This is a genomic window from Arthrobacter sp. NPDC093139 (assembly GCF_044754165.1).
GTDB lineage: Bacteria > Actinomycetota > Actinomycetes > Actinomycetales > Micrococcaceae > Arthrobacter.
The window spans coordinates 19,831-44,665 of the sequence record NZ_JBIVOO010000020.1; the positions used below are offsets into that span (position 1 = coordinate 19,831).

General features: G+C 67.0%; 20 protein-coding genes and 1 riboswitch. Of the genes, 5 read left to right on the forward strand and 15 right to left on the reverse strand.

The window, feature by feature from the left end; all coding sequences use genetic code 11:
• Positions 1–108: riboswitch (TPP riboswitch) on the forward strand.
• Positions 103–1,926: a phosphomethylpyrimidine synthase ThiC gene (gene thiC / locus ACIP90_RS20425; protein WP_400581542.1), complete on the forward strand. Its 1,824-nt coding sequence runs from the start codon at positions 103–105 to the stop codon at positions 1,924–1,926. It overlaps the preceding riboswitch by 6 nt.
• An 89-nt stretch (positions 1,927–2,015) precedes the next feature.
• On the opposite strand, the gene ACIP90_RS20430 is transcribed toward thiC, so the two are convergent.
• On the reverse strand, positions 2,016–2,750 hold the full coding sequence (locus ACIP90_RS20430) for an alpha/beta fold hydrolase (RefSeq protein ID WP_400581543.1): 735 nt from the start codon (positions 2,748–2,750) through the stop codon (positions 2,016–2,018).
• A gap of 52 nt (positions 2,751–2,802) precedes the next feature.
• The gene (gene ffh, locus ACIP90_RS20435) at positions 2,803–4,377 is read right to left on the reverse strand and encodes a signal recognition particle protein (protein WP_400581544.1); all 1,575 of its coding nucleotides are present in this window, start codon (positions 4,375–4,377) and stop codon (positions 2,803–2,805) included.
• 143 nt (positions 4,378–4,520) lie between these two features.
• On the opposite strand from ffh, the gene ACIP90_RS20440 reads away from it, so the two are divergent.
• On the forward strand, positions 4,521–5,924 hold the full coding sequence (locus tag ACIP90_RS20440) for a glucose-6-phosphate dehydrogenase (RefSeq protein ID WP_400581545.1): 1,404 nt from the start codon (positions 4,521–4,523) through the stop codon (positions 5,922–5,924).
• Positions 5,925–6,016: 92 nt separating this feature from the next.
• Here ACIP90_RS20440 and ACIP90_RS20445 read toward each other — a convergent pair whose 3' ends face one another.
• Both ACIP90_RS20445 and ACIP90_RS20450 read right to left on the reverse strand, forming a co-directional pair.
• On the reverse strand, positions 6,017–6,355 hold the full coding sequence (locus tag ACIP90_RS20445) for a P-II family nitrogen regulator (protein WP_215051208.1): 339 nt from the start codon (positions 6,353–6,355) through the stop codon (positions 6,017–6,019).
• The gene (locus ACIP90_RS20450) at positions 6,352–7,716 is read right to left on the reverse strand and encodes an ammonium transporter (protein WP_400581546.1); all 1,365 of its coding nucleotides are present in this window, start codon (positions 7,714–7,716) and stop codon (positions 6,352–6,354) included. Before ACIP90_RS20450 ends, ACIP90_RS20445 begins: the two co-directional genes overlap by 4 nt.
• A gap of 229 nt (positions 7,717–7,945) precedes the next feature.
• Here ACIP90_RS20450 and ACIP90_RS20455 point away from each other — a divergent pair, with 229 nt between their 5' ends.
• Positions 7,946–9,205, forward strand: coding sequence for an MFS transporter (locus ACIP90_RS20455; RefSeq protein ID WP_400581547.1), 1,260 nt, complete (start codon positions 7,946–7,948; stop codon positions 9,203–9,205).
• A gap of 66 nt (positions 9,206–9,271) precedes the next feature.
• On the opposite strand, the gene ftsY is transcribed toward ACIP90_RS20455, so the two are convergent.
• From ftsY to coaD, 8 genes are all read right to left on the reverse strand, one after another.
• Positions 9,272–10,480 carry a signal recognition particle-docking protein FtsY gene (gene ftsY, locus ACIP90_RS20460; RefSeq protein WP_400581548.1) on the reverse strand — a complete coding sequence of 403 codons (1,209 nt, stop codon included), beginning with the start codon at positions 10,478–10,480 and terminating at the stop codon, positions 9,272–9,274.
• A gap of 73 nt (positions 10,481–10,553) precedes the next feature.
• On the reverse strand, positions 10,554–11,810 hold the full coding sequence (locus ACIP90_RS20465; protein WP_400581550.1) for a low temperature requirement protein A: 1,257 nt from the start codon (positions 11,808–11,810) through the stop codon (positions 10,554–10,556).
• A gap of 43 nt (positions 11,811–11,853) precedes the next feature.
• Complete coding sequence (smc, locus tag ACIP90_RS20470; protein ID WP_400581551.1) at positions 11,854–15,504, reverse strand: chromosome segregation protein SMC; 3,651 nt, start codon at positions 15,502–15,504, stop codon at positions 11,854–11,856.
• Positions 15,505–15,614: 110 nt separating this feature from the next.
• A complete protein-coding gene (mutM, locus tag ACIP90_RS20475; RefSeq protein WP_400581552.1) occupies positions 15,615–16,571 on the reverse strand; it encodes a bifunctional DNA-formamidopyrimidine glycosylase/DNA-(apurinic or apyrimidinic site) lyase in 957 nt (318 codons plus the stop codon).
• Positions 16,572–16,578: 7 nt separating this feature from the next.
• Positions 16,579–17,316 (reverse strand): ribonuclease III, encoded by a 738-nt coding sequence (gene rnc, locus ACIP90_RS20480; protein ID WP_400581553.1) that lies wholly within the window; start codon positions 17,314–17,316, stop codon positions 16,579–16,581.
• 21 nt (positions 17,317–17,337) lie between these two features.
• A complete protein-coding gene (gene rpmF, locus ACIP90_RS20485; protein WP_009356569.1) occupies positions 17,338–17,541 on the reverse strand; it encodes a 50S ribosomal protein L32 in 204 nt (67 codons plus the stop codon).
• Positions 17,542–17,577: 36 nt separating this feature from the next.
• Positions 17,578–18,102, reverse strand: coding sequence for a DUF177 domain-containing protein (locus tag ACIP90_RS20490; RefSeq protein WP_205653735.1), 525 nt, complete (start codon positions 18,100–18,102; stop codon positions 17,578–17,580).
• 186 nt (positions 18,103–18,288) lie between these two features.
• Positions 18,289–18,789 (reverse strand): pantetheine-phosphate adenylyltransferase, encoded by a 501-nt coding sequence (coaD, locus tag ACIP90_RS20495; protein WP_400581554.1) that lies wholly within the window; start codon positions 18,787–18,789, stop codon positions 18,289–18,291.
• Positions 18,790–18,881: 92 nt separating this feature from the next.
• Here coaD and ACIP90_RS20500 point away from each other — a divergent pair, with 92 nt between their 5' ends.
• Positions 18,882–20,090 (forward strand): aminotransferase class I/II-fold pyridoxal phosphate-dependent enzyme, encoded by a 1,209-nt coding sequence (locus tag ACIP90_RS20500; protein ID WP_400581555.1) that lies wholly within the window; start codon positions 18,882–18,884, stop codon positions 20,088–20,090.
• 2 nt (positions 20,091–20,092) lie between these two features.
• Positions 20,093–20,878, forward strand: coding sequence for a spermidine synthase (locus ACIP90_RS20505; protein WP_400581556.1), 786 nt, complete (start codon positions 20,093–20,095; stop codon positions 20,876–20,878).
• Between the two features lie 16 nt (positions 20,879–20,894).
• On the opposite strand, the gene rsmD is transcribed toward ACIP90_RS20505, so the two are convergent.
• The 3 genes from rsmD to ACIP90_RS20520 all read right to left on the reverse strand — a co-directional run bounded on the left by rsmD (position 20,895) and on the right by ACIP90_RS20520 (position 24,832).
• A complete protein-coding gene (gene rsmD / locus ACIP90_RS20510; RefSeq protein WP_400581558.1) occupies positions 20,895–21,500 on the reverse strand; it encodes a 16S rRNA (guanine(966)-N(2))-methyltransferase RsmD in 606 nt (201 codons plus the stop codon).
• A 63-nt stretch (positions 21,501–21,563) separates the two neighbouring features.
• Positions 21,564–23,825: an ATP-dependent DNA helicase RecG gene (locus ACIP90_RS20515; protein ID WP_400581576.1), complete on the reverse strand. Its 2,262-nt coding sequence runs from the start codon at positions 23,823–23,825 to the stop codon at positions 21,564–21,566.
• On the reverse strand, positions 23,825–24,832 hold the full coding sequence (locus ACIP90_RS20520) for a DAK2 domain-containing protein (protein WP_400581577.1): 1,008 nt from the start codon (positions 24,830–24,832) through the stop codon (positions 23,825–23,827). Before ACIP90_RS20520 ends, ACIP90_RS20515 begins: the two co-directional genes overlap by 1 nt.
• Positions 24,833–24,835 lie beyond the last annotated feature (3 nt).

Sequence of the window (24,835 nt, forward strand, 5' to 3'; positions counted from 1 at the left end):
CTACGACCACACGGGTGCCCCTGCAGGGGCTGAGATCGGGCTAGCGCGGCCTGCGACCGTTGAACCTGTCCGGGTAATGCCGGCGAAGGAAGTGAGCAGTACATGAGTACCCAGAAAACAGAGCTGATCCCTGCCCAAATAGAAGCTGGCCAAAAGGAAGCAGCATCCGGTGCGGATATCACCCAGTCCCTGAAGTCGCATTCGCTGGCGTACATCGAGGGCGACGGCCTCCGCGTTCCGGTCACGGAAATTGCCCTGGAGCCGTCACCCAGCGGGGAGCAGAACGAGCCGTTGCGGGTGTACCGGACAGCCGGACCCGGCAGCGATCCCGTGGTGGGCCTCGCGCCGTTCCGCGCGGAATGGATTGAAGCCCGCGGCGACACTGAGCCCTACAGCGGCAGGGAACGGAACCTGCTCGACGACGGCCGGTCGGCCGTGCGCCGCGGCGCCGCGTCCGCGGAGTGGAAGGGCGCGCAGCCGGTGCCGCGCCGCGCCGTCGGCGGAAAGACGGTCACGCAGATGCACTATGCCCGGCAGGGCATCATCACCCCCGAGATGCGGTTCGTGGCACTCCGGGAGAACTGCGACGTTGAGCTGGTCCGCAGCGAACTGGCGGCCGGGCGCGCCATCATCCCGAACAACATCAACCACCCCGAGTCCGAGCCCATGATCATCGGCAAGTCATTCCTGGTGAAGATCAACGCCAACATCGGCAACTCGGCCGTGACAAGTTCCATTGCCGAAGAGGTGGACAAGCTGCAGTGGGCCACCCAGTGGGGTGCGGACACCGTCATGGATCTCTCCACCGGCGATGACATCCACACCACCCGCGAGTGGCTGATCCGCAACTCGCCCGTCCCCATCGGCACGGTTCCCATCTACCAGGCGCTGGAGAAGGTCAACGGTGAGGCGAACGCCCTCACCTGGGAGATTTTCCGTGACACCGTGATCGAGCAGTGCGAGCAGGGTGTGGACTATATGACCATCCACGCCGGGGTCCTGCTGCGCTACGTCCCCCTGACGGCCAACCGGGTGACCGGCATCGTGTCCCGCGGCGGCTCGATCATGGCGGGCTGGTGCCTGGCGCACCACCAGGAGAACTTCCTGTACACGCACTTTGACGAGCTGTGCGAGATCTTCGCGAAGTACGACGTCGCCTTCTCCCTCGGAGACGGCCTGCGCCCCGGCGCCACCGCGGACGCCAACGACGCCGCCCAGTTCGCCGAGCTCGACACGCTGGCCGAGCTGACCCAGCGGGCCTGGGAATACGACGTGCAGGTCATGGTCGAAGGTCCCGGCCATATCCCGTTCCACCTCGTGCGGGAGAACGTTGAGCGCCAGCAGGAGCTGTGCAAGGGCGCTCCGTTCTACACCCTGGGCCCGCTCGTCACGGACGTGGCACCAGGCTACGACCACATCACCTCGGCCATCGGCGCCACGGAAATCGCCCGCTACGGCACCGCCATGCTCTGCTACGTGACGCCCAAGGAACACCTGGGCCTGCCGAACAAGGACGACGTCAAGACGGGCGTGATCACGTACAAGATCGCCGCCCATGCCGCCGACCTCGCCAAGGGCCACCCGGGAGCGAATGAGAGGGACGATGCCCTGTCCAAGGCGCGCTTCGAATTCCGGTGGCGGGACCAGTTCGCCCTGTCCCTGGACCCGGTGACCGCTGAGGCCTTCCACGACGAGACGCTGCCGGCAGAACCGGCCAAGACCGCGCATTTCTGCTCCATGTGCGGGCCCAAGTTCTGCTCCATGCGCATCAGCCAGGACATCCGCAACGAATACGGCTCCGCGGAAGCACAGGCGGCGCTGGCCGAGATGGCCGAAGGGATGCGGGAGAAGAGCCAGGAGTTCCTGGCCGCCGGCGGGAAGGTTTACCTGCCGGAGCTGAAGCTTCCCGAGTCCGCCCGCCAGTAGCGGCCCACCCTATCGGGTCCGGTCCGGCAGGCATTGGGGGCCCGCCGGACCGGACCTGCGGCGCACTCCGTGCGGGTAAGGAACGTTGGTCAGGACGCCCGCGGCTGCTGCCGCCGGCTGACCTCGGCAATGAATGACCGGATAAGACGGTCGCCTTCCGCGGAGTCGTGGGGCCGGTGTCCGCCTGCTGCGATGCGGTGCAGGGCACCGGTTTCCCGCAGGTACCCGGCGATCTCCTCATAGAGGGGCTCCCAGCCGCCCGTGAGGACCAGCGTGGGAACGCCAGGGACGATCTGCAGCGGTGCATGCCAGGGAGGTGCCTGCAGCCGCAACCGCCTCGCGGCGCGCGGGGCCTCCGGGGTGCTTGGACCGTGGCCTTCCGCGGCGAAGGCGCGCCGCAGATACTCCCGCTCATAGTCGTCGTCGCCGAGCTGGTGCCGGACCTCGAAAAGGGGCTCCATCAGCGCCCGGTGGGCTGCCGTGGCGGGCAATTCGGCAGTCAGCGACAGGCAGGCCGGCTCCACGAGGGTCAGCGAGAACACGAGGTCCGGCCGTTCCACGGCGGCCATCATCGCCGCGATCGCGCCCTGGGCATGGGCCACTATGTGGCCACCGGCGGCGCCCCGGCCATCATCTGCCAGCGACCGCAGCACGATCCGCGCGTCTTCCGCGAAGTCTGTTTCCAGCGGATCGGCTTCGGCATCGAACCCGTGGCGCCGCAGGAAGAGGGCGTCATACTGCAGGGCCATGCCGTGCTGGCGCGGCCAGGCGGCGGAGCCGAAACTCCCCGCGCCGTGGACGAACACTACCCGCTGCTTAAACATGACCCAACCTTATGGCAGCGGTCCGGCATCCGAGCAGGCAGACATGGTTCCGCTACTTGCCGAGGAACTTGTCGAAGCCCTTGGGAAGGTTCAGCTGGGACGGATCGAAGTCGCCGCCCTGCTGGCCGAAGGACGCACCCGTGGGCAGGGCCTTGGCTGCGTTGGCGCGCCGGGCCTCCGCCTCCCGGAGCTCCTGCGCTGCCTTGGCGGGGTTACCCGAGCGGGCCTTCTTCTTGGGTGCGCTCTTGGCACCCTTGCGGGGCCCGCCGCCCATGCCCGGCATTCCGGGCATTCCCGGCATTCCGCCGCCCTGGGCCATCTTCTTCATCATCTTCTGGGCCTGGCCAAAGCGCTCGAGCAGGCCGTTGACTTCGGAGACGGTCACGCCGGAACCCTTGGCGATGCGGGCGCGGCGTGAACCGTTGATGATCTTGGGTGCCAGCCGCTCGTGCGGGGTCATGGAACGGACGATCGCCTCGACGCGGTCGATTTCGCGTTCGTCGAACTGCTCCAGCTGCTGGCGGATGTTCTGGGCACCGGGCATCATCATGAGCATTTTCTTCATGGAGCCCATGTTGCGGATCTGCTGCATCTGCGCCAGGAAGTCGTCCAGGGTGAAGTCTTCCTGGTCGGCGAACTTCTTCGCCATCCGGGCAGCTTCGTCCTTGTCCCAGGACTTCTCGGCCTGCTCGATCAGGGTCAGGATGTCGCCCATGTCGAGGATGCGGGACGCCATGCGGTCCGGATGGAACATTTCGAAGTCGTCCACGCCCTCGCCGGTGGACGCGAACATCACGGGCTTTCCGGTGACCGACGCAACGGACAGCGCGGCACCGCCGCGTGCATCGCCGTCGAGCTTTGACAGCACGACGCCGGTGAAGTTAACGCCCTCATCGAAGGCCATTGCCGTGTTCACGGCGTCCTGGCCAATCATGGCGTCGATCACGAAGAGGACTTCGTTGGGGACGATGGCCCGGCGGATCTGGCGCGCCTGTTCCATCATGTCGGCGTCGACGCCGAGACGTCCGGCGGTGTCGACGATGACGACGTCGTGCAGCTTCTGGCGGGCCTCTTCGACACCGGCGCGGGCGACGGCGACCGGATCGCCGGCGGGGTGCTCCAGCTCGGACGTGGCGCCGGGGTGCGGGGCGAAGACGGGAACGCCGGCGCGCTTGCCGACGACCTGCAGCTGGGTCACGGCATTGGGGCGTTGGAGGTCGCACGCCACGAGGATGGGGCTGTGGCCCTGCCCCTTCAGCCATTTGGCGAGCTTGCCCGCTAGGGTGGTCTTGCCCGCGCCCTGGAGGCCGGCGAGCATGATGATCGTGGGCCCGGTCTTGGCCAGCCGGATGCGCCGGGTCTCGCCGCCGAGGATTTCAACGAGTTCCTCGTTGACGATCTTCACGATCTGCTGGCTGGGGTTCAGTGCACCGGAGACCTCGGCGCCGAGCGCGCGTTCACGGACCTGGCCGGTGAATTCACGGACCACGGGCACGGCAACGTCGGCGTCCAGCAGGGCACGCCGGATCTCACGGACTGTGGCGTCGACATCTGCCTCGGTGAGGCGGCCCTTGCCACGGAGATTCTTGAAGGTTGCTGTCAACCGGTCAGAGAGTGAATTGAACACGCGCCGTGCACTTCTTTCAGTGGATGTACGGATGGCTGCCCTGCGGCACACCAGCGTCTCGGCTGCTGTTGCCAGCTGCGTCGACGACGGGACTCGACTATCTAGGGTACCAAGACGGGCCTCCAAGATGGCATGCTGGCACAGTGACGAGCCAAACAACTGTAAAAACCCTGCTCATCCTCGGTGCTTCCGGTGACCTGACAGGACGGCTCCTGCTCCCGGGGCTGGCCCGCCTGGTGGCCACCGGCCGGGCGGACGGCCTTCGGCTCGCAGGGGCAGGCTCCGATCCGTGGCGGCAGGAGCAGTGGCGGGACCGCGTCCACACTGCCTTCGCCGACGCCTCCGGCACGGCCGATGACACCGGGAAAAAAGCCCTCGCTGCGCTCGAAGAATCCACCGTTTACCACCAGCTCGATGTCACGGCCGACGGTCCGCTGGCTTCCCTGCTGGCCGGTCTGGAAGGCCCCGTGGCAGTGTACTTCGCGCTGCCGCCGCACGTGAGCCAGAAAGCCTGTGAAATCCTGCAGCCCGGCCAGGTCCCGCCCGGTACCCGCCTGGTCATGGAGAAGCCCTTCGGCTCGGGCGAAGAGTCGGCGCGCGAACTGAACCGCACCCTCCTGACCCTCGTTCCGGAAGACCACATCCACCGCGTGGACCATTTCCTGGGCAAGGCCACCGTCCTGAACATCCTGGGCCTCCGCTTCGCCAACAACTTCCTGGAGCCTGTCTGGAACCGCGGGCACATAGAAAAAGTGGAGATCATCTTCGACGAGAACCTGGCCCTCGAAGGCCGGGCCCGTTACTACGACGGTGCCGGAGCGCTGCGGGACATGATCCAAAGCCACCTCCTGCAGATCATGGCGCTGATGGCCATCGAACCGCCTGCCACGATCCGCGAGCGCGACCTCCGGGACGCCGTGGCGGCCGTGCTCCGCGCCAGCAGCGTCAAGGCCCCGTACCAGGCGAGCACGCGGCGCGCCCGCTACACTGCCGGCAGCCTGAACGGCAGGCAGGTTCCGGACTACGTCAAGGAAGACGGCGTGGACCCGGGCAGGAACACGGAAACGCTCGCCGAGGTCCGGGTCGACATCGACAATTGGCGCTGGAAGGGAGTGCCGTTCATTTTGCGCTCGGGCAAGGCCCTCGGGGAAAAACGCAAGGAAGCGGTGGTCACGTTCCTGCCGGTCCCCCACCTCCCCGGAGGATTCACCGGCGTCGACGCCCCGAACAAGCTCAGGATCGGTTTCGGGCCGGACACGCTGGAGCTCGACGTCGATGTCAACGGCCCCGGGAACATCTTCAGTCTGGACCGCACCACGCTCCTCGCAGAACTGAATGCCTCCGAGCTGCTCCCCTACGGGGAAGTGCTGGAGGGCGTCCTGACGGGCGATCCCCTGCTGTCCGTCCGCGGGGACACTGCAGAGGAGTGCTGGCGCGTCGTAGAGCCGGTGCTCCAAGCCTGGGCAGGGGATGACGTCCCGCTCGACACGTACGACGCCGGCACGTCCGGTCCCGGGGGCTGGTCCGGTCCCGCCCGGGCCGGCTGACTCGGGCCCGGCCAGTTCCGGGCACACGAAAGGGCCGGCCACCCGATGGTGACCGGCCCTTTGGCGTTGCCTCTGGCTGCCGGGTTGCGTTATCAGATGGCGGCTACGCCGCGTTCACCTGTCCGCACCCGCACTGCTTCGAAGACATCCATGGTCCAGACCTTGCCGTCGCCTGCGCGGCCGGTGTTGGAACTGGAGATGATGACGTCGAGGATGTCGTCAGCCTGTTCGTCCGTGGCCAGGACCTCCACGCGGATCTTGGGCAGCAGGTCCACGTTGTACTCGGCACCCCGGTAGACCTCGGTGTACCCCCGCTGCCGGCCGTAGCCGCTGGCTGCACTGACCGTCAGGCCCTGGACCCCATAGGCCTCCAGGCCTTCCCGGATGGATTCGAGCTTCTCCGGTCGGACGATTGCTGTAATCAGTTTCATGCCCCCACGCTTTCCTTACCTGATGCTGAGTCGGACTTCTGCTCTGCGGTTCCTGCAGCGGGCACGGCATCCGTACCGCTGGTCGGGGCATTGCCCTTGATCAGTTCATGCAGCGGCTGGAAGCTGCCCCCGTGGCCGCCGACACCGAACTCGTAGGCGGTCTCGGCGTGCAGGCTGAGGTCCACGCCCACAGCTTCCTGTTCCTGGGAGACACGGAAGCCCATGGTCTTGTGGATGGCCAGTGCGATCAGGAGCGTCAGGATGGCCGAGTATGCGATGGCGATGCCGGCTGCCGCGAGCTGTGCCCAGAGCTGGGTCAGGCCGCCGCCGTAGAAGAGGCCGCCGCCGACGCCGTCCGTCGGAAGGGCGATGAAGCCCAGAGCCACGGTGCCGATGATGCCGGACACGAGGTGCACGCCCACAACGTCCAGGGAGTCATCGAAGCCCCAGCGGAACTTGAGTCCGACGGCCAGGGCAGATGCGGCACCGGCCACGAGGCCGAGCCCGAGGGCACCAACCGGGCTGACGTTTGCACAGGCCGGGGTAATTGCAACAAGGCCGGCTACAACACCGGATGCAGCGCCCAGGGAGGTGGGGTGTCCGTCACGAATTCGTTCCGTGATGAGCCAGCCGATCATAGCGGCGGCAGGTGCTGCCAGGGTGTTGACCCAGATCAGGCCGCCCTGCTCAGCGGTAGCGGCCAGGCCTCCGTTGAAGCCGAACCAGCCAAACCACAGGATGGCGGCCCCGAGCATCACGAAGGGGATGTTGTGCGGGCGGTGGTTCGGGTCCTTGCCGAAGCCCTTGCGGTTGCCGATGATCAGGACGAGGATCAGAGCCGCCACGCCGGCGTTGATGTGGACCACGGTGCCGCCGGCGAAGTCGATGGCCGGGCCAAGCGCCTGGCCGATCGCGCCTTCCTCACCGAAGAGGCCGCCACCCCAGACCATGTAGGCCAGCGGGCAGTAGACCAGCGTCACCCAGACGGGTACGAACACGGTCCAGGCGCCAAACTTGGCGCGGTCCGCGATGGCTCCGCTGATCAGGGCCACGGTAATGATGGCGAACGTTGCTCCGTAGCCGACAAGAATGAGGCCGTCCGGTTCCGTGATGCCTTCAAGGCCGAAGTTGGCGAACGGGTTCCCGACCATCTGTAGGAAGCCGTCACCGCCCGTCATGGAGTAGCCCCAGAGTACCCATACAACGCTCACAATGCCGATTGAGATGAAGCTCATCATCATCATGTTCAGTGCTGCCTTGGCGCGCGTCATGCCGCCGTAAAAAAATGCCAGACCTGGTGTCATGAACAGCACGAGTGCCGCCGCCACCATGAGCCATACGTGACCTGCGGTAAGTTCCATGGTGCACGTCCTCCCTATGATCGATGCTGCGGAGAGATATCCCCTTGGCCAACGCCTTTTGCGTCCTCCATAAAGTTTTGCTCCGGTGTGTTTCGCTGGCGGAGGATTTAGATTGCCGGTCTGTTACAAGAACCTCCCGGAAGTAAATGGTGCATATCTGGCTTGTTACGGTTATGTTTCACGCTTCCCATGCCTCCTTTTCCGCCCGCTGTCCAAGGATCTCCGCTTCATGACGCCACGCCCCCGTCCCGCCACCGGAAGACTGCGGTTCCCAGCTTTCAGGCGCACTGGAGATGCCCGGCTGCCCCGTGACATCAAGGTGATGCTCGTCGCGGCGTTCCTTATTGCCCTCGGGTTCGGGCTGGTGGCGCCGGTACTCCCCCAGTTCGCCACCACTTTCGACGTCGGCGCTACCGCCGCCGCAGTGATCGTCAGCATCTTCGCGTTCATGCGGCTGCTGTTCGCCCCCGCGGGCGGAGTGCTCATCGGGCGGCTGGGCGAGCGACCGGTCTACGTGGCGGGCCTCCTGATTGTTGCCGCCTCCACAGCTGCCTGCGCCTTCGCCCAGGACTACTGGCAACTGCTGATCTTCCGGGGCCTGGGCGGTGCCGGATCCGTCATGTTCACGGTCGCGTCTATGGCTCTGGTGATCAGGCTGGCCCCTCCGGAAAGCCGCGGCAGGGTTTCGGGAGCCTATGCCTCCGCGTTCCTAATCGGCAATGTCTGCGGGCCGATCGTGGGAGGCCTGCTGGCCGGGTTCGGGCTGCGGGTTCCGTTCCTCGCCTACGCCGGTGCCCTGGTTCTCGCGGCGCTGGTCGTGCAGACGCAACTGAGCCACGTGCCGGGTACCGGGGGCAAGGACGGCTCAGCCGCGCCGGCCATGACATTTGGCGAGGCCCTTGCCGACAGCGCCTACCGCGCGTCGCTGTTCTCGAGCTTCGCCAACGGCTGGGCTACCTTTGGCGTGCGGATGGCGACGGTTCCCCTGTTCGCCGTCGCAGCCCTCGGTGCCGGCCCGGAGGCGGCCGGCTGGGCGCTGGCGGTCTTTGCCGCCGGAAACGCCGTTGCCCTCACGTTCTCGGGGAGGCTGGCTGACAGTCTTGGCCGCAAGCCGCTGATGATTGCCGGGCTGGTGGTCACCGGCACGGCAACGGGCGGGATAGGACTCACGCAGGGTCTGGGCTGGTTCCTTGCCGCCTCCATGCTTGCCGGCGTGGGCGCCGGGCTCCTTGGCCCTGCGCAGCAGGCAGCTGTGGCCGATGTGATCGGGCGCGAACGGTCCGGCGGCCGGGTGCTTGCCGCCTACCAGATGACGGCCGACATTGGAGCCATCCTCGGGCCGGTGTTTGCCGGGCTGCTAGCGGACGCATTCGGCTACGGCTGGGCCTTCGCGGCCACGGGCGGGGTGCTCTTGCTGGCGGCGCTCGCGTGGATGCTGGCGCGCGAGACGACGGCGCGGCACCCCTCGGATACGCCGCAAGCCGACTGACCCGCAGTTGTGGCCGTTCTGGGCACGAACAACGATCACACCTGCGGGTCAGTTGGGTGACTGCGGCTAGTTCAGCAGCGCGTCGACGAATCCCTCGGTTTCGAAGGGTGCCAGGTCATCCGCGCCCTCGCCGAGTCCGATGAGCTTGACGGGGACGCCGAGGGTCTTCTGGATGGCGACGACGATGCCGCCCTTGGCTGTCCCATCCAGTTTGGTGAGGACGATGCCGGTGATGTTCACGACTTCAGAGAACACCCGGGCCTGGTTGAGCCCGTTCTGGCCCGTCGTGGCGTCGAGCACGAGGAGCACTTCGTCAACCTCGGCGAGCTTCTCGATGACGCGCTTGACCTTGCCAAGCTCGTCCATGAGGCCCACTTTGTTCTGCAGGCGCCCGGCGGTGTCAACCATGACGACGTCGACTTCCTGGTCGATGCCTGCCTTGACCGCCTCGTAGGCGACCGACGCCGGGTCCGCGCCGTCGACGTCGGACTTCACGGTCGGAACGCCCACCCGCTGGCCCCACGTGGCCAGCTGCTCAGCGGCGGCCGCGCGGAAGGTGTCCGCGGCACCCAGCAGGACGTCCTTGTCTTCCGCGACGAGGACGCGGGCAAGCTTGCCGACGGTGGTGGTTTTTCCGACGCCGTTGACGCCGACCACCATCATCACGGCCGGCTTGCCGTCGTGGCGTTCGATCCGGAGGCTCCGGTCCATGGTGGGGTCGACGAGCTTGATCAGCTCCTCGCGGAGGAGTGCCTTCACCTGCTCGGGCGACCGCGTGCCCAGGACCTTCACCCGCTCGCGGAGGGCATCCACCAGCTGCATGGTGGGTTCGGTGCCGAGGTCGGCCAGGAGCAGTGTCTCCTCCACTTCGTCCCAGACGTCCTCGTCGATCTTGTCGCTGGAGAGCAGGGCGAGGAGGCCTTTGCCCAGGACATTGTTCGATTTGACGAGGCGCTCCCGGAGGCGCGTGAGTCGTCCTTCAACGGGCAGCGGGGTCTCGACCGCAATGGTTTCCAGGCCGGCGACGTCGTCGGGAACCTCGGTTACCGGGACTTCGAGGTCCGCGCCCTCGGGCGCTTTCCGTGGCGGAGCCGCAACGGGGCGGTCCTCGAGGAGGGTCCCTCCGCCTCCGGGCGGCAGCACAGGATCGTTGGCGTCTCGGGTTCCGGGGTACTGCTTCCCGGACTTCCGTGCCTTGAGCAGCACCGGGACCAGCGCGCCGACGACCGCCAGGGCAGCAAGAATGGGCAGAAGAATTGGAAGGAGTTCGTTCACACTCCCTAGCTTCTCACAACAGCCGCCGGCGCCGCGGGCGTGCCCGAAGTGCCCGTGCGCTGGGAGGGCGGGGCTACACCGGGCCTTGGGCGGCCCTGGTTTGGAGCCTGTGGAGCGCGGCTTCGCTGCGTTCGGCGCCCCGACGCTCATCAATAACGATCGAGATCGCGAGGGCAAGAACGATCACCAGGAGGCAGACGGGAACGGACACCCCGACGGCGGCGAGCCCAACACTGCCGGCCAGAAGCACCACAACACCACCAGTGCCGGCCAAGATGGCCCGGTCCACCCCAAGCATGTAGCTGAAGAGCGCGGTCAGGGACACTTTGAACAGGGCTACGGGAACAGCGATGCTGGCCACCGCCGCGGCCGCGCTGATGTGGGCCTCGTGATCGACGTAGTACGCCACGACGTGGAGTCCGGCGCCGGTGGCGGCGATGGCGGCGAATATCGGCATATGGCCGTAGCCGAAGCCGAAGGAGCGGTGCCGCTGGAGGTGCAGCGCCCGACCAGTCGGGAGGATGAAGTAGATCCACCACATGGCGAAGGCCAGCCCCGTGCCGCCGAGGCCCACCAGGGCTGCGTCCGTGCTCCAGCCATGGTTGGCCACGATGGCCCGCAGGGTCTCGATGGCGCCGATCAGGCATTCGCCCAATGCGATGATCGCCAACAATCCGTAGCGTTCGGCAATGTGGTGCGCGTGCCACGGGGTCTTCGCCCGTCGTTCGGCGAGGTAGGGCGCGGCCATTTCCAGGAGAAACAAAGGCGCGGCCATGAGGAATGTGGCCAGGACATCGGCCTGCACGACCAGAACCACGATCCAGCCCAACTGCGCCAGCACGAGCAACCGGGCGTACGTCAGGCACGCCAGCCGCCGGTCGGGATCCTGCCTCGCCGCCCGCAGCCACTGGAACACGAGGGCCAGCCGCATGATCACATAGCCGCCCACCATCACGGCGTTGTCCACGTGGCGTCCTTCTGAGATCGAATGGAACATGGGCTCGATGCCCATGGCCAGGATCAGCACGCCCAGGAGCTGGACCATCGTGACTACGCGGAAGATCCAGTCGTCGGTGTCGTAGGCGCTGGCAAACCAGCTGAAGTTAATCCAGGCCCAGATCACGGAGAACATCGCGAATGAGAAGGCCAGCAGCCCTGCACCGAGGTGGGCCTCGGCGATCTGGTGGGCGAACTGGCTCCCCGCCACGCCGAAAGCGATCACAAACGTCAGGTCGAAAAACAGCTCCAGCGGGGTGGCAGTGCGGTGCTTTTCGTGCGGGTCACGCCCGCCCATGCGGGACATGGCGTGGCGAAGAGGGTGGGAAGACATGGGCAAAGATTACCGCCGCGGCGGCGGGCGCTCCAGCACGCTCCTAGACGTCGGCTCTGAGGCGCTGGCTGATCACGGTGGAAACGCCGTCTCCCCGCATGGTGACGCCGTAGAGGGCGTCCGCAACCTCCATGGTGCGTTTCTGGTGGGTGATGACGATGAGCTGGCTCGATTCGCGCAGCTCTTCAAAGATCGTAATCAGGCGTCCCAGGTTGGTGTCGTCCAGCGCCGCCTCCACCTCGTCCATGACGTAGAAGGGTGAGGGCCGGGCCTTGAAGATGGCCACGAGGAGGGCCACCGCCGTCAGGGACCGTTCGCCGCCCGACAGCAGCGAGAGCCGCTTGATCTTCTTGCCCGCCGGCCGCGCCTCGACCTCTATGCCGGTTGTCAGCATGTCATCGGGATCGGTGAGCACCAGCCGTCCCTCGCCCCCCGGAAACAGCCGGGAGAAGACGTGGACGAACTGCGCCGAGGTGTCCGCAAACGCCTCCGCGAAGACTTTCTGCACGCGGTCATCAACTTCCTTGATGATGTCCAGCAGGTCCTTGCGGCTGGACCTGAGGTCTTCCAGTTGGGCGCTCAGGAACTGGTGCCGCTCTTCCAGCGCCGCGAATTCCTCCAGCGCCAGCGGGTTGACCTTGCCCAGCGACGCCAGGTCCCGTTCTGCCTTGCGCAGCCGTTTTTCCTGCTCTTCACGGACAAAGGGCTTCCCCTCCACGAGCGGTTTGCCGTCGTCATCAACGGGCGCACGGAGTTCGGCCCATTTGTCGGTGGATCCGGCCGCGGGCAGCGGAACCGGCCGGTCCGGCCCGTAGTCCGCCACGAGCTGGTCGGCGGTCAGCCCCAGCTCTTCGACGGATCTGTTCTCCAGCGCCTCGATCCTAAGTTTCTGCTGGGTACGCGCCAGCTCGTCGCGGTGCACCGAGTCGGTCAGTTCGGCGAGCTCCCGGGCCAGGGAGTCATTGGCAGTGCGAACGTCCGCCAGTTCCCGGTCGCGCTGTTCTCGGTTTTGCTCGGCAATGTCGCGTTCCAGGCCAGCCAGGTCAACGGACGCGTCACAGAACCGGATGATGTGCTCCACAGCCTCTGCGACGGCGGCGGCCCGCCGGGCCTGGATTCTGCGGCGGCGGGCCCGCTCGGCCGCTTCTTCCCGCGCCCGGCGTTCGGATGCAGCAGCCCGTTCCAGCGAGGTGGCCCGGTTGCGGACGGCGGACAGCTGCTCCTCGGCGCTGCGCAGCGACAGCCGGGCGTCCATCTCGGCGGAGCGCGCCAGAACGGCGGCAGCGGCCAGCGCATCACGCTCATCCGTGGACGGCTCAGCTTCGGCAGGCGCCTCTTGGGCGGCGGCGAGCCGCGCGGCAATCGCCGTGAGGGCTTCCTGTTCGGTCACGACGTTGGCTTCGGCCCGGGCCAGCGACGCCGCCAGCCTGTCGCTCTCCCCCACCGCGCTGCGCAGCACGGAATTCAGGTGACCCAGCCGTTCGGCCACCGCAGCAAGGCGGGCGTCAGAATCGTGGAGCCGTTCGAGGGCAGCATCCGCCCGGTCCTGCGCCTCTGTCCGGCGCGATTCTGCTCCCGCCAGAGCGAACCGGTTTTGCTCCAGTCCGGCGGTAACCGCTGCCAGCCGCGACGCGGCGTCGTCGACGGCGGCCTGCACCTCGAGCTGGGAAGGCGCCTTCGCGGAGCCGCCGGTGACGGTGAAAGCAGTGAAGACGTCGCCCGCCGTCGTGACCGCGGTCAGCTCCGGCAGCCCGGCGATCAGGGCGGCGGCTGCATCCAGGTCCTCGACGACGGCGGTCCCCTGAAGCAGCTGCTGCACCGCGGCCCCTGCGGGGCCGCTGGCCGATACCAATTCCGTTGCCCAGCGGGCACCCTCAGGCAGAGCCCAGCGGGCACCCTCAGGCAGAGCCCAGCGGGCACCGTCAGGCAAAGCCGATTCCTGCGTCCCGGACGCGGCCGCCGACGGTCCGGCCGGCTCCGGCCGGGCTTCCAGCAGCAGCGTCGCGCGGCCGGCGTCGTCGTCCTTCAGGAGCTGCAGCACAGCGGCGGCGGCTCCGGCGTCGTGGACCACCACAGCGTCTGAGGCGCTGCCCAGGGCGGCGGCAATGGCGGCCTCATAACCGGGCGTTACCGTCAGCTCGGAGGACAGGGGCCCGACGATGCCGGGCAGGCCGGCCCCGAGGGCGTGTTCGGAACCGTCCTTGCGGTTCAGGCCCAGGATGAGGGCATCGTGCCGGGCCTTCAGCGCATCGCGTTCCCGCAGGGCCTCGCGCTCGGCGCTCCGCAGGGAGTCGATTTCTGCCAGGACCGCGTCCAGCACGGCGCTGGCTTCCTCGTACTCGGCGTCCAGGGACTCTTCGCCGTCCTCCACGCCGGCGACCTGGGATTCCAGTGCCGTGAATTCCGACTGGGCCTGCTTCCTGCGCACCTCGCCGGCCGCCTGGGATTCGCGCAGCCGGCCCACTTCGGCCTGCGCCGATTCGACCCTCGATCTCGCCGCCGCAACCTGGCCTGCCAGCCGCGCGAGGCCTTCGCGCCGGTCGGCTGCAGCCCGCAGGGCGGCTGTGAGACGCTGTTCCTCGGCGGCCGCGGCATTTTCCGCCTCGCTTTTTGCGGCGCTGGCTTCCTCCAGGGCGGTGCGTCTGCCAACGATGAGCTGTTCAAGTTCCGCCTGTTCGGCCCGGACGCGGGCCGCCTGCCGCTCCAGCTGGTCGGGGTCCCGGCCCGGCTCGGGTGCGGCATCCGCCGAGCCCAGCAGCCGGCACCGTTCCCGCGCCAGCGATCCGAGGGACCGCAGCCGTTCGCGTCCCGCCGAGAGCTGGTACCAGGTATCCCGCGCCGCGTTCAGCCGGGGCGTGGCAGCAGCAGCAAGCTGTTCCAGCGTCGCCTGGCGCTGGCGCCCGGCCTCGAGATCCCGTCCGACGACAGCCCGCCGGGCCTTCAGCTCGGTTTCGTCGGCAACTTCCTGCGCCAGGTTGCTGCGGAGCTGGACGAGGTCGTCGGCAAGCAGCCGTGCCCGGGCGTCCCGGACCTCGAACTGCACCGTCTGGGCACGCCGTGCAATCTCGGCCTGTTTGCCCAGCGGCGTGAGCTGGCGGCGGATTTCCCCGGTCAGGTCGCTGAGCCTCTGCAGATTGGCCTGCATGGCCTCCAGCTTGCGGACGGTCTTTTCCTTCCGCCGGCGGTGCTTAAGGATGCCTGCGGCTTCCTCTATGAACCCCCGGCGGTCCTCGGGCGTGGCGTGCAGTACCTTATCCAGCTGGCCCTGGCCTACGATGACGTGCATTTCCCGTCCCAGGCCCGAATCCGATAGCAACTCCTGGATGTCCAGCAGGCGGCACGCGGTGCCGTTGATGGCGTACTCAGAGCCCCCCGTGCGGAACAGGGTCCGGGAGATCGTCACTTCGCTGTATTCAATGGGCAACGCCCCGTCCGCGTTGTCGATGGTCAGGGAGACGTGCGCCCGTCCCAAGGGCGGCCGGCCGGAGGTGCCGGCGAAGATGACGTCTTCCATCTTGCCGCCGCGGAGGGTCTTGGCTCCCTGCTCGCCCATGACCCAGGACAGAGCATCGACCACGTTGGACTTGCCCGAGCCGTTGGGCCCCACCACCGCGGTGACGCCGGGCTCAAAGTCGAAGGTCGTCGCCGAGGCAAACGACTTGAAGCCCCTGACGGTCAGACTTTTGAGGTGCAAGGTGTTTCGGATCTCCTGAATGGCGGCAGCGGCTGCGTTCCTGCCCTAAATCTACTGCCACGGGGCCGGGAAACCGCGGATTTACGGCGTTCCGGCCACCGAGACAACGGTCACCAGCGGCCGTTTCGAGGCCGCGGCTGGCACACGGGGCAGGTATAGGAGGAGCGGTTCATGAACATGTCGCGCCGCATGCGGCTCACGATGCCGGATGAGGCGCAGCGGCGGCACTCTTCCCCTTCGCGGCCGTAGGCGTCCAGAGAACGGCTGAAATAGCCGGACGCGCCGTTGACGTTCACGTAGAGCGAGTCGAAACTCGTCCCGCCTGCGGCAAGGGCGTCAAGCATGACCTCCCTGGCCGCCGTGAGCACGCGCTCAGCCTCTGCCCGCCGCAGGGTATCGGTGGGGCGGGCGTAATGGAGTTTCGCCCGCCAGAGGGCCTCGTCCGCGTAGATGTTGCCGATTCCGGACACCAGCCCTTGGTCGAGGAGGGCCCTTTTCAGGCCGGTCTTACGGCTGCGGAGGCGGCGGTAAAAGTCCCCAAACGAAAAGTGCGGGTCCAGGGGGTCCCGCGCGATGTGCGACGCCTCCTCAGCGATCAGGGGCAGTGGGTTTTCGGCCAGCCCTCCCGGGCCTGCGTCGTCCGTGGGAACGAGCGACGTGACGAACAGGCCCCCGAATATCCGCTGGTCGACGAACCGGAGCTGCCCGGGCATGCCGTCCCGCGGGCTCAGGCGAAGACGGACCTTGAGGTGCTTCTCGTCGGGCACTGCAGTGTCCTGCATCAGGAGTTGGCCGCTCATGCCGAGATGGGCCATCAGCGCCACCTTCGGGCGGTCAGCGGCCTCGGGAACAGCGCCGGCGTCCTGCAGCGGCATCCACAGGAATTTCCCGCGGCGCACGATGTCCAGGACCGTGGCGCCTTCAAGGTTTCCGGCGAAGTCTTCGGGCCCCAAGGCGTGGCGCCGCACGGACCGTGGATCCACCACGTCAACGCCGGTGATGGTCCGGCCGAGAACCCAGCTGACCAGGCCGCGGCGGACCACCTCCACTTCGGGAAGTTCAGGCACCGGTCACCTAGACGCCGGCGGCGGATTCCGGAGACGCGTCCGCCGGTCCCGTGCCTATGCCTGTACCTGTGCCAGAAAGTCTCCGCCACGCGTCGGCCGCAGCTTCCTGCTCCGCTTCCTTCTTGGAGTGCCCGGTACCCGTGCCGCAGGGTTTTCCGCCAATCTGCAGCTCCGCGATGAACGTCCGCGCGTGGTCCGGCCCGGAGCCCTCCACGGCGTAGTAGATGCTGCCGAGCTGCCGGCCCGCAGCCAGCTCCTGAATGCTGGTCTTCCAGTCGGTGCCGGCGCCAAGGGCGGCGGCGTCCTTCAGGAGCGGACCGATCAGGCGCATGACCAGCTGCCGGGCGGTCTCGATGTCGTTGGAGACGTAGGTGGCGCCGATGAGCGCCTCCATGGTGTCCGCCAGGATCGAGGCTTTGTTCTTGCCCTCGGTGAGCTTCTCGCCCTGCCCAAGGTAGATGTAGTCACCAATGCCCAGGCTGCGTCCGATGCCCGCGAGGGCCCGCGTGCTGACCACGGCCGAGCGCCGCTTGGCGAGGTCGCCCTCGGGAAGGTTCGGGTTATCGCGGTACAGCGCATCCGTCACTGAGAACCCCAAGATGGAGTCGCCCAGGAACTCAAGCCGTTCGTTGGTGGGAATGCCGCCGTTTTCGTAGGCGTAGGAACGGTGTGTCAGAGCAAGACGAAGCGTCCCGGCGTCAATGGAGACACCGAGACGCTTCAGAAGCTCTTCAGTTGAAGACATCCTTTTCAGCCTGTGGGCCGATTAGACGTCCGCGACCTTGCGGCCCTTGTACTCAAGGAACAGCGCAGTGCCAGCCGAGTCGGTAACGACCTTTGCCTGGTGCGGCAGGCTGTAAGTAACCTGGCCGTTCTCGACGGTCTTCACCAGGTGGGGGGCAGTCGCCTTCCACTGGGAGCGGCGGGCGCGGGTATTCGAGCGAGACATTTTCCGCTTGGGAACAGCCACGGCTAACTCATTTCTCTCTAGAAAAACACTTACAAATCAATTTTGCCGGTCAGGCTTAGCCAGATCAGCTAGGGCAGCCCAGCGAGGATCTACGACCTCGTGGTGGTGCCCCGGCTCGTCTTCCAGGCGTGCCCCGCATTCGGAACACAGGCCCTGGCAGTCTTCCCGGCACACCGGCTGGAACGGCAGCATGGTTACAACCGCGTCCCGCAACACCGGCTCAAGATCGATCAGATCGTGCTCGACTCGACGTTGCTCTTCATCGTCTTCTTCGTCGGAAGGCAAGGCGCCCTCGTAGAAGAAAAGTTCTTGCACATTGACTTCAAGGTCATACGCAAGGGGATCCAGGCATCGGCCACACTCGCCGGTTACTTCGGCGACTGCGGTTCCTGATACCAGAATTCCTTCGTGTACGGCCTCGAGCCTCAGGTCCAGCTCGATATCCGAGCCTTCCTGAACGCCAATGAGCGCCACGCCAAGATCACTTGGCGCGGGTACATGTTCCGTCAGTGTACGCATGCTCCCCGGACTGCGTCCGAGGTCCTTGACATCAAGCATCAAGGGCGAACTAGCATCTCGCTTAATGAGAACTCCTGTTGAACATATGACCGACGTATTATCTTAGCCTGAAGTCCGCAAAGGACTCAAACCGGGCGCCGGCCCTGCAGGTGGAAATACCCCGGCCGGCGCGCGACAGTGCCGGAAGGCGCCGCACAACGGACGGAAGCCGGAATGTACCGCTCAAGCCTACCCTCTTGACGGCTGCCCCGAGGCAGGCGCGCCCGCCAAAAGCCGCTTCAGGACGGACCTCGGGACAAACTCCGACACATTGCCGCCGAGCGTGAACACTTCCTTGATCAAGGTCGAGGAGAGGTGCAGGTAGTGCGACTCGGCCGGCAGGAACACCGTTTCCACGCCGCTCAGCTGGCGGTTCATGGTGGCCATGGGAAGTTCGTAATCGAAATCCGACGACGATCGCAGGCCCTTGACGATGGCCGAAACGCCCCGCTGGCGGCAGTATTCCGCAAGGAGGCCCTCGCCAACCGGTTCCACGACGATGCCGCGCAGGGACGCAAGCGTCTCCTTGGCCATCTCGATCCGGTCCTCCAAGGGAAAGCGGTACTTCTTGGCGTAGTTGGTGGACACCGCCACGATCACTTCGTCGAAGAGGCTCGCGGCTCGGGCGATGACCTCGAGGTGTCCATTGTGGATGGGGTCGAAGGAGCCTGGGCATACGGCGCGTCTCATGCTCCGAACCTACCGTATCTGCCAGCCGGGATACCATGATTTGATGCATCGGCCGCGTGGGAAAACAGGCTGAAGGGACAGGCAGGACGGCAATGACAGAGACACTTCCGGCGCCTTGGCAGCGCGCTGCCACCGGGGCCAACCTCCTGGCTTCCGACGGCACCCTCGGCGTCACGATCTTCGAGGAAATGACCGCACTGGCGGTTACGACCGGGGCCATCAACCTCGGCCAGGGATTCCCTGATGAGGACGGTCCCGCCGAGATCAAGGCCGCGGCCCAGGCGGCCATCGCGCAGGGTTCGAACCAATACGCGCCCGGCAAGGGCATCCCCGAACTCCGGCAGGCCGTCGCGGCACACCAGCAGCGTTTCTACGGGCTGAATCCGGACCCCGATACCGAAATCATTATTACCACGGGCGCCACCGAAGCGATCGCCGCTTCATTGATGGCACTGGTTGGCCCCGGCGACGAAGTCCTGACCTTTGAGCCGTTCTACGACTCCTACGGGGCGATCATCGGCCTGTCCGGAGCCACCCACGTCACGGCGCCGCTGCTTGCCCCGGACTTCATGCCCGATCCCGCTGCGCTTGAAGACGCCTTCAGCAGCCGCACGAAGGCTGTACTCATCAACAACCCGCACAATCCCACGGGAGCCGTCTTCCCGGCGGAAGTACTCCAGCGTGTGGTTGAGCTTGCGCGGCAGCACGGCGCCATCATCATTACGGACGAGGTCTACGAGCACCTGACGTTCGGCGTGCGCCACGTCCCGGTTGCCACCCTGCCCGGTGCCGCTGAACGGACGGTCACAATTTCCTCGGCGGGGAAGACCTTCTCCTTCACCGGATGGAAGATTGGCTGGCTGAGCGGTCCGGAGCACCTGGTTTCCGCGATCCGGACAGTGAAGCAGTTCCTGACGTACAGTTCCGGCACGCCCTTCCAGAGCGCCATCGCCGCCGGGCTGGCGCTGCCGGACTCCTTCTACGATGACATCGCAGTCATACTGGGCAAGAAGCGCGACATCCTGAGCGACGGGCTCAGGTCGGCGGGCCTGGACGTGTTCACGCCGAAGGGCACCTATTTCGTGAACGTCGACACCTCTCCGCTGGGCATCAGCGATTCCGTGGAGCTTGCCCGCCGGCTGCCTGCCCTCGTGGGCGTAGCAGCCATCCCGGTTCCGGTGTTCTGCCACCCGGAAGGCGCTGAGCGGACCAGGAGCCTGCTGCGGTTCGCCTTCTGCAAAAAGACCGAAGTGCTTGAGGAAGCGGCTGCCCGGCTGGCGACGCTGCGGGACAGGCTCTGACAATGATGGACGGCCCTGCACCCGTGTCCCGCTACCTGCGGACTACCGGCCAGCACGCCGTCATCGAACCTGACACGTACACCGACGGCGGCTTCGTGCTCAAGATCGGCGGAGCGGAACAGTCGCATGTCGATCTGGCCGACCCCGGGGACATCTTCTACGAGTACCTGCGCAGGATCGGTCACCTCGTCGATCTTGCCGCCCCGTGGGGCGAGCCGGTCACCGCACTGCATCTTGGAGCCGGTGCGCTGACCCTCGTCCGGTACATCCAGGCGACCCGCCCCGGTTCCCTGCAGTACGCAGTGGAACTGGAACGGGAGCTGCTGGACTTCGTGCTCGAGCAGCTCCCGCTGCCCGAAGGCACCCGGCTGCACACCGTCATTGGCGACGCCCGCGAAGCACTGGCGGAGCTCCCCGCCGATCTGCGCTTCGACGTCGTGATCCTGGACATCTTCTCGGGCCCAGACGCTCCGGAGCATATCGCCTGCACGGAGTTCTACGAGGAAGCGGCGGCGCTGCTGTCCGAACGGGGCGTACTGATTGTGAATGTCGGTGACGAACCGGGACTCACCCTGGTCCGCAGCCAGGTCGCCGCACTGCGGGGTGCCATGACCGACGTCGCCGCCGTCGCCGATTCCAACATGTTCACGGGCCGATATCCCGGGAACATCATCCTGGCGGGGACCCAGAAGCCCTGGCCGGCCGAATGGACCGCCGCCCTGACGGCCCGGGGGCCGCATCCGGCCACGGCGCTGGCCGGGGTGGAACTGGACCCGTTCTCAGGCTGAAGCGATTTGGAAGAGCTCAGTCCTCCGCTGCCGGGCCCACGTCCACTTCCTGATCGCTGGCCGGCTCGGCAAACCACAGCCGCGTCTCGCCGTACTTCTTTTCCGCGAACCGTTCCAGGACTGCAGGCCAGGACGGCTCCGGGGACCTGGACGACCGCTCCACCACCACCACGGCTCCGGGCGCCAGGTGCCGGCCCAGTTTCTCCAGGACGGCGGCCAGGGCGGGTTCGTCCAGGGGGTACGGCGGGTCCAGGAAAGCCACGTCCCACTGGATGTCGTCGGCGGTCCGCTCAAGGAACGACTCCACCCGCGAGCGGTGCACGGTGACTGCCTTCCGGCCCAGCACGGTGTTGATCAGGTCCGCGTTCCGCTGGCAGACCGAACTGGCCCTGGCGTCGAACTCCACCAGGTCAACGGCCTGCGCTCCCCTGCTGGCGCTCTCCACGCCCAGCGATCCGGAGCCGGCGTACAGGTCGAGCACGCGCGCACCAGCCAAGACGTCGAAGGCATCCAGCCGGGAAAAGAGGGCTTCCTTGACACGGTCGGACGTGGGCCGGGTCAGAGAACCCGGCACGCTGACCAGCGGAGTTCCCCCTGCAGCGCCTGCCACGATCCGGCTCATGCTGCGGGCCCCGCTTCTTCTGCGGGGAGTGCGGATGGTTCGGTTCCCAGCGCATCCCTGGTGCTAGCCGCGTTCAAGGAACGCCTCCTTCTCGGGGTTCAGGTAGTCGTCAATGGCCTCGGCCAGGGCGGGGTGGTCCGCGAGTGACGGGTCACGGCCCACAATCTCCTGGGCATCCTGCCGGGCGCGGGCGATGATGTCCTCATGCTCGAGCACCCTGAGGAGCCTTAGCGTGGACCTGCCACCGGACTGGGAGGCACCCAGGATGTCGCCCTCGCGCCGCAGCTTCAGGTCCTCCTGGGACAGCTCGAAGCCGTCGGTGGTCGCCGCGACGGCGTCCAGCCTGCGGCGGCTCGGATGCCCCGGCTCCAGGGCGGTGACCAGCAGGCAGGTGCCCGGGAGCCCTCCGCGGCCCACGCGGCCCCGCAGCTGGTGGAGCTGGGATATGCCGAAGCGGTCCGCGTCCAGGATGACCATCAGGGTGGCGTTGTGGACGTCCACCCCCACCTCGATCACCGTGGTGGATACCAAAAGCTTCGTTTCGTTGGCGGTGAACGACGCCATCGTTTCGGATTTCACGGGCGGATCCTGGCGCCCGTGCAGGGGCGCCAGGGGCACCCCGGCCAATGCCGGTTCCTCTCGCAGATGTTCGACGACGGCCGTCACCGAGGCGAGTTCGCGCGCGGCGCCGTCGTCCTCCAGGTCCCCGGGGCCGGGTTCCGCTTCACCGGGACTGAAGTCGCCGTCGTCGTCAGTTCCGATCTTCGGGCAGACGACGTAGACCTGATGCCCGGCGTCGATTTCTTCCCTGGACCGGGACCAGATGCGTGAGGCCCAGCCCGGGTTCTCCGCCAGGCCCACGACGTGCGTGGTGATCGGTGCCCTGCCGGCCGGCAGTTCGTCGAGCACGGAGGTTTCGAGGTCCCCGAACACCGTCATGGCCACGGTCCGGGGAATGGGCGTGGCGGTCATGACCAGCAGGTGCGGGGGCTTGCTCGCCTTCGCCCTGAGGGCATCGCGCTGTTCCACGCCGAAACGGTGCTGCTCGTCCACCACGATGAGGCCGAGGTCGTAGAAGGAGACGTTGTCGCTAAGCAGGGCGTGGGTGCCGATGACAATGCCGGCGGTGCCGGATGCGGCGTCGAGCAGTGCCTGCTTGCGCGCGGCGGTGGGCATGGAGCCGGTGAGCAGGCTGACCTGGACAGCCTGGCCGCCCAGGCCTCCCAGCAGCCCGTCGCCGGCGAGCGGCCCGAGCGTCCTCCGGATGGACTCAAAGTGCTGCGCGGCCAGGACTTCCGTGGGTGCCAACAGTGCGGCCTGTCCCCCGGCGTCCACCACCTGGAGCATGGCCCGGAGCGCCACGATGGTCTTGCCGGAGCCGACCTCCCCCTGCAGCAGCCTGTTCATGGGGCCGTCCTGGGACAGCTCTGCGGCGAGGGTCTTCCCCACGGCGGACTGCCCGGCGGTCAGCGTGAACGGAAGCTGGCGGTCAAAGGCGGCCAGCAGCCCGTCCGGCACCGGCCTCCGCGCCGTTGCTTCCTCGGCGGCCAGCTGGGCGCGCCGGCGCGCCAGGGCGGACTGCAGCACCAGGGCCTCCTGGTACCGGAACCGGTCGCGTGCCCGGCGCCAGTCCCCGGGCGTCTCCGGAGCGTGGATCAGGCGGTACGCCTCGGGCATGGGCAGGAACTTTTCACGGGCGGAAATGCCGGCCGGCAGCGGGTCCGCCAGAGCTCCGAGGTCTACGGTGTCCAGCAGCGTGGAGATGACCTTCTGGATGGACCAGCTGGTGAGCTTGGCGGTGGCCGGATAGACGGGGATGGGCATGGCCGCAAGCTTTTCGGGGTCCATGCCGGGAGTGTCCGGGTCTTCGTCGAGCAGCAGGAAATCCGGGTTGGTCAGCCCCAGGGTTCCGCCGTAGCGGGTGACCTTGCCCGAGAACATGGCCCGGCGGCCGGGCTGCAGCTCGGCCCTGGCGCGGTAGCCGTTGAAGAAGCTGACCTTCATCGTTCCGGGAATCCCGGCGCCGGGGTGTCCCGGTCCTTGCCGGCGCGGGGTGCCGGCGTCGTCGGAAATCACGACGTCGGTCAGGGAGCCGCGCCTGGCGCGCATCTGCCGGGTGCTGTTGGAGACGACCCGTGCGATCAGCGTCACTTCCTCGTCAAGGGGCACCTCGCTGATGGGTGTGAGCTCGCCCCGGCTCAGGTATCGGCGCGGGAAGTAGTTGAGCAGTCCGCCCACCGTGGTGATGCCCAGGTGTTTTTCGACGACGGCGGCGGAGCGCTTGCCGATCCGGCGCTCCAGGCCCAGTTCAAGCTCGGTGTTCATCATCCATCAAGGCTCCGGGCATCAGCCGCCAGCTGATCGGCAGCCAGAGGATCGGGGTCCCGCGGCAGGGCGAGCTCGCTGACCGACACGTCAGTGGGCTCCCCGAGGGAACGGATCATCCTGAGGGCCGTCTCGGAATCCAGCACGTGCGCGTGGACGCGCCAGCGGTATCGCCCTTCCGCGTCCGGGGACCGCTCCACCTGGCTCATGATCACTGAATCGCCGACTTCATCGAGGCGTTGCCTGAGCGTGGCGGCGTCCAGCGGCGACAGACTGACGGTGCACATGACCTCCACGCCGTCGTCGTCCGGCAGGTCGGCATGGATATGGGGATCCTGCACATCGTAGCCGTGCAGTCCGTCCAGCAGTTCGTTCTGGAGTTCCCCGCCGAGCACCGCCGACCGCAGGCAATCGAGGATCAGGAGCATCCCGACGCCGCCAGCGTCCACGACGTGGGCGGCCTGCAGGGCGTCCAGCTGCGCTTCTGTGCGGACGACGGCGTCGAGGGCTGCCTCCACGGCGGCATCCAGCACCAGGCCCAGTGCCTGGTTGCTGTCATTTCCGTTCTGGGTGGCGTCAACCGCGGCCGCTGCCCGTGCCGCAGCCTCCATGACGGAGAGCATGGTTCCGGGAACGGGATCGCTGAGAGCCGACCAGGCGCGGATTTGTGCCCGGTTCAGCGCAGCGGCCAGCAGCGTGGCAGTGAGCCGGGTGTGTCCTGAAAGGGGCTCGGCGGCGGCGCACAGGAAAACCGAGAAAAGAGTGCCCGAGTTTCCCCGGGCCTGTTCCATGGCGGCCTGGCCTGCCTTGGCAAGCACGGCGCCGACGTCGTTCTGGAGCGAGGCTTCGTCCGGCGCGGTTTCCTGCAGGGAACGGGTGGCCGCCCGGATGGTCAGGTAAAGGTTGGTGCCGGTGTCACCGTCTGGTACCGGGAAGATGTTGATGGCATTGAGGCGGTCACTGTGGTTCCCCAGGGCCGTCTCTGCCTTACCCAACCACCGCTTCATCGC

Bases quoted from the DNA above. Each gene is read 5' to 3' on its own strand.
- thiC (WP_400581542.1), top strand. From the start codon at position 103: ATGAGTACCCAGAAAACAGAGCTGATCCCTGCCCAAATAGAAGCTGGC.
- ACIP90_RS20430 (WP_400581543.1), bottom strand. From the start codon at position 2,750: ATGTTTAAGCAGCGGGTAGTGTTCGTCCACGGCGCGGGGAGTTTCGGC.
- ACIP90_RS20445 (WP_215051208.1), bottom strand. From the start codon at position 6,355: ATGAAACTGATTACAGCAATCGTCCGACCGGAGAAGCTCGAATCCATC.
- ACIP90_RS20450 (WP_400581546.1), bottom strand. From the start codon at position 7,716: ATGGAACTTACCGCAGGTCACGTATGGCTCATGGTGGCGGCGGCACTC.
- ACIP90_RS20455 (WP_400581547.1), top strand. From the start codon at position 7,946: ATGACGCCACGCCCCCGTCCCGCCACCGGAAGACTGCGGTTCCCAGCT.
- ACIP90_RS20465 (WP_400581550.1), bottom strand. From the start codon at position 11,810: ATGTCTTCCCACCCTCTTCGCCACGCCATGTCCCGCATGGGCGGGCGT.
- rnc (WP_400581553.1), bottom strand. From the start codon at position 17,316: ATGTCTTCAACTGAAGAGCTTCTGAAGCGTCTCGGTGTCTCCATTGAC.
- coaD (WP_400581554.1), bottom strand. From the start codon at position 18,789: ATGAGACGCGCCGTATGCCCAGGCTCCTTCGACCCCATCCACAATGGA.
- ACIP90_RS20500 (WP_400581555.1), top strand. From the start codon at position 18,882: ATGACAGAGACACTTCCGGCGCCTTGGCAGCGCGCTGCCACCGGGGCC.
- ACIP90_RS20505 (WP_400581556.1), top strand. From the start codon at position 20,093: ATGATGGACGGCCCTGCACCCGTGTCCCGCTACCTGCGGACTACCGGC.
- rsmD (WP_400581558.1), bottom strand. From the start codon at position 21,500: ATGAGCCGGATCGTGGCAGGCGCTGCAGGGGGAACTCCGCTGGTCAGC.
- ACIP90_RS20515 (WP_400581576.1), bottom strand. From the start codon at position 23,825: ATGAACACCGAGCTTGAACTGGGCCTGGAGCGCCGGATCGGCAAGCGC.
- ACIP90_RS20520 (WP_400581577.1), bottom strand. From the start codon at position 24,832: ATGAAGCGGTGGTTGGGTAAGGCAGAGACGGCCCTGGGGAACCACAGT.